Origin of the sequence: uncultured Amnibacterium sp., from assembly GCF_964244015.1 — a bacterium.
Classification (GTDB): Bacteria; Actinomycetota; Actinomycetes; order Actinomycetales; family Microbacteriaceae; genus Amnibacterium.
Genome location: NZ_CAXTHO010000183.1, coordinates 1 through 4,094, shown reverse-complemented (window position 1 = coordinate 4,094; position 4,094 = coordinate 1). Strand labels below are relative to the sequence as shown.

At 72.6% G+C, this 4,094-nt stretch carries 4 protein-coding genes; 1 reads left to right on the top strand and 3 read right to left on the bottom strand.

All coding sequences use genetic code 11. The annotated features are described in order from the left end of the window. Nucleotides 1-229: 229 nt before the first annotated feature. The 3 genes from ACFE67_RS14410 to ACFE67_RS14400 form a co-directional block, all read right to left on the bottom strand. On the bottom strand, nucleotides 230-595 hold the full coding sequence (locus ACFE67_RS14410) for a hypothetical protein (RefSeq protein ID WP_375407565.1): 366 nt from the start codon (nucleotides 593-595) through the stop codon (nucleotides 230-232). A 64-nt stretch (nucleotides 596-659) separates the two neighbouring features. Then, nucleotides 660-1,202, bottom strand: coding sequence for an NUDIX hydrolase family protein (locus tag ACFE67_RS14405; protein WP_375407564.1), 543 nt, complete (start codon nucleotides 1,200-1,202; stop codon nucleotides 660-662). A gap of 47 nt (nucleotides 1,203-1,249) precedes the next feature. Then, a complete protein-coding gene (locus tag ACFE67_RS14400; protein ID WP_375407563.1) occupies nucleotides 1,250-1,876 on the bottom strand; it encodes a hypothetical protein in 627 nt (208 codons plus the stop codon). Between the two features lie 60 nt (nucleotides 1,877-1,936). Between ACFE67_RS14400 and ACFE67_RS14395 the strand changes: the two genes are divergently transcribed. After that, nucleotides 1,937-4,094, top strand: a 2,158-nt coding sequence (locus tag ACFE67_RS14395; RefSeq protein WP_375407562.1) for a DEAD/DEAH box helicase, incomplete at its 3' end; no start/stop codon positions are given.

The following is a 4,094-nucleotide window of genomic DNA, read 5'->3' as shown; positions in this document are numbered from 1 at the left end:
AAAGAACTCGACGTCATGGACGTCCGCACCACGCCCGACGGAACCATCCACTGGGCCACCAAATGGGGCGGCACGAAAACCATCACACCCGCCGTGAAAGTCCGCACCGCGACCTACCCGGAGAACGCACCCTTCTGATCCCACCACCCCGAACCTCCGGAGCAGACGGCGTGATCACCGCACGTCCGCCCCTGAGCGCTGTGCTGCTCAGAACTCCTGAACGGCCGAATCAGCCGACCTTGAGGAAGGCGATCACCGCTGCCGCGCCGCACACGAGGGTCGCGATGACCGTCAGCCACAGCACGCCGGACTTCCGGGCGGCTTTAACCAGCAGCTCGACCAGCAGCACGACGGTCACGGCGACAGAGAGGTACAGCACCGGGATCGACGTCGACACGTACTGCTGCACGGGTCCGAACGCCCGGACGAGCAGCAGCAGACCGATCACCAGCGCGAGGATCGCGAGGATCGCGTTGCCGCCCGGTCGGCGGAAGCGCCATGCGGAGTCGAACACGGCGAGGATCGCCCCCGCGATCGTCACCGCGGAGGCGAGGGAGACGGTGAACACGGGCGTGGCGGCAGCGGTCGTCAGCACGGGAAGCGACCGTACTGGCCCGCCGCGCCGGGCCGCCTACGACCCGCGGGACGCGTGCCGGTCCTCAGTAGAGCCGGCCGACGGAGGCGAGCGCCGCGCGGACGAGGCCGCCGCGGCCTCCCTCCATCTCCGCGGAGACGGCGTCGGACGCCGCCTCCTCCGGCGTCATCCACGTCAGCTCGAGCGCATCCTGACGCGGATCGCAGGTGCCGGTGACCGGCACCACGTAGGCCAGCGCGACCGCGTGCTGCCGCTCATCCGTGAACTGGCTGATGCTCGGTGTCGGGAAGTACTCGGCGACCTGGTACGGCACCGGGCTCGCGGGCAGCTGAGGGAACGCCATCGGGCCGAGGTCCTTCTCCAGGTGGCGGAAGAGCGCGTCGCGCAGCGTCTCGCCGTAGAGCACGCGCCCGGAGACGATCGTGCGCGCCATGGTGCCGCTCGCGCCGACACGCAGCAGCAGCCCCACCTCGGTGACCCGCCCCATGCCGTCCTGCCGGACCGGGACCGCCTCCACGTAGAGGAGGGGAAGGCGCTGGCGGATCGAGGCGAGCTCGTCGTCGCCGAGCCATCCGGGGTTCGGATCGGGGGTGCGCGTGCTGCTCATCCCCCATTTCTACCCGGCGCGTCGTCCCGCCGCCGGTTCCTGGGAGTTCAGAGCGATCCGAGCGCCGCTCCGACGAGCAGCAGGAGGGCCAGCGCGCCGTACGCGATCCAGGTGGCGGCGGCGAGCACCCGCGCGAACCGCAGCACCCCGCGCGGTCCCGGACGACCGCCGCCCAGCACCGCCGCCTCCTCCTGGGCGGTCCGGCGATCGAGGCTCCACATCCCGTTCAGCACCGCGGTCGGGATGGTCGCGGCGAGCAGGAGGAAGCCCCAGACGATGCCGGCCATGAGGCCGGGTTCCGGTCCGCGGCCGAGGGAGAAGCCGACCCCGCCCGCGGCCATGAGGACGACCGTCACCGCGCCGGCGGCGAGCAGGACCGCGTTCATCAGGAGCGCGGCGCGCTGCGGGAGCGTCTCGAACGCCGATCGTCGCCCGCCCTGCTCCGTCGACCACCGGGCGCCACGCGCGGCGGACCGCACGCGCAGCGTCAGCAGCACGGAGACGACCGCCCATCCGACGAGGACCAGCGGCAGCACGACGTGCGAGACGCGGAGGTGCAGCAGGATCAGGAGGTAGGCGACCGGGAGGCCGGCGGCCCAGGCGAGCAGCACGAGCGCGACGACCGTCGGCCAGCCCGCCGGGCGCCGTTCGACGGACACCAGGACGTCGGTCACACGCGCAACCCTGCCTCCTCGCACCGGTGTGTCGGCGACAGGAGGCAGAATCCGTCTCCCATGGCATCCGTCCTCGATCGCTTCGGCGCCGCGACCCGCGAGTGGTTCGTCGGCGCCTTCCGCGCGCCCACCCCGGCGCAGGAGGGGGCGTGGGCCGCGATCGCGAAGGGGCAGCACGCCCTCGTGGTCGCTCCGACCGGCTCGGGCAAGACCCTGGCGTCCTTCCTCTGGGCGATCGACCGTCTGGCGAACCGGCCTGCAGACGACCGCACCGGCACGCGCGTGCTGTACATCTCGCCGCTGAAGGCGCTCGGCGTCGACGTCGAGCGGAACCTCCGCAGCCCGCTCGTCGGTGTGACGCAGACCGCGAAGCGTCTGGGGCAGACGCCGCCGCGGATCACGGTCGGCGTGCGCTCCGGCGACACGAGCCAGGCGGACCGCCGGGCGCTGTCGAAGGATCCGCCCGAGATCCTGATCACGACCCCCGAGTCCCTGTTCCTCATGCTGACCTCGGCGGCGCGTGACTCGCTCACATCGGTCGACACCGTGATCGTCGACGAGGTGCACGCGGTCGCGGCGACGAAGCGCGGCTCCCACCTGGCGCTCTCGCTCGAGCGGCTCGACGCGATGCTGGACACGCCCGCCCAGCGCATCGGGCTGTCCGCGACCGTGAAGCCGGTGGAGGAGGTCGCCCGGTTCCTCGGCGGCCGGTCGCCGGTCACGATCGTGGCGCCGAAGGCGCAGAAGACGTTCGACCTCACGGTCGTCGTGCCGGTCGAGGACATGTCCGACCCCGATCTCGGCAGCGGCTGGCCGGACCCGGCGGACGCTGCGGAGCCCCACGAGGGGTCGGCCGCGCAGGACGTCTTCGATCCCGACGACCCGATGCCGCAGCGGACCGGATCGATCTGGCCGTACGTGGAGTCGACGATCACGGACCTGGTGCTCGACCACCGGTCGTCGATCGTCTTCACGAACTCGCGACGGCAGGCCGAGCGCCTGACGGCTCGGCTGAACGAGGAGTACCAGGAGCGGGTCGAGGCGCGCGAGGCCCGCGAAGCCGTGGATGCCGAGGTGCCCGCGCTCGCGACCGCACTCGCCGGCCGCGGCGTGCCGGCGCCCACCGCGATCCAGGCGAGCTCCGGCTCGACGCGAGGGGCCACCGAGGTGCTGGCCCGAGCGCACCACGGTTCGGTGAGCAAGGAGCAGCGCGGCCTGATCGAGGACGATCTGAAGTCCGGCCGGCTCCGCTGCGTCGTCGCCACCTCCAGCCTCGAGCTCGGCATCGACATGGGCGCGGTGGACCTCGTCGTCCAGGTGGGCGCGCCGCCGTCGGTCGCGAGCGGCCTGCAGCGCATCGGCCGCGCGGGCCACCAGGTCGGCGAGATCAGCACCGGGGTCGTCTTCCCCGTGCACCAGGCCGACCTCATCCACGCGGCCGTCGCCGCCGACCGGATGCTGAAGGGCGAGATCGAGTCCATCCGCGTGCCGGCGAACCCGCTCGACGTGCTCGCGCAGCAGACGGTCGCCGCCTGCGCGATCGAGACGCTGGAGGTGGAGGCCTGGTTCGACACGGTGCGCCGCTGCGCACCGTTCGCCGCGCTCCCCCGATCCGCCTACGAGGCGGTACTCGACCTGCTGGCGGGCCGCTACCCGTCCGACGAGTTCGCCGAGCTGCGGCCGCGCATCATCTGGGATCGCGACGCCGGCACGATCACCGGCCGGCCGGGTGCACAGCGCCTCGCGGTCACCTCCGGCGGCACGATCCCCGACCGGGGCCTGTTCGGCGTCTTCCTGGTCAGCGGCAACGAGGGCGGCGGGAACCGCGTCGGCGAGCTGGACGAGGAGATGGTCTACGAGTCCCGCGTCGGCGACGTCTTCAGCCTCGGCGCGACCAGCTGGCGCATCCAGGACATCACCCACGACCGCGTGCTCGTGCTGCCCGCGTTCGGCGAGCCCGGCCGGGTGCCGTTCTGGAAGGGCGACGGTCTCGGCAGGCCCGTCGAGCTGGGCCGGGCGGTCGGCGCCTTCCAGCGCGCACTGGCCGCCGCGAAGGACGACGAGGCGACCGTCATCGCCGAGCGGATCGGCCTCGATCGGCGCGCAGCGACGAACCTGCTGCGGTTCATCCGCGACCAGGCGGAGGCGACCGGCGCCGTCCCATCCGACCGCACACTCGTGCTCGAGCGGTTCCGCGACGAGCTCGGCGACTGGCGGA

Coding starts and splice junctions, on each gene's coding strand:
- ACFE67_RS14405 (WP_375407564.1), bottom strand. CDS start 1,202: ATGAGCAGCACGCGCACCCCCGATCCGAACCCCGGATGGCTCGGCGAC.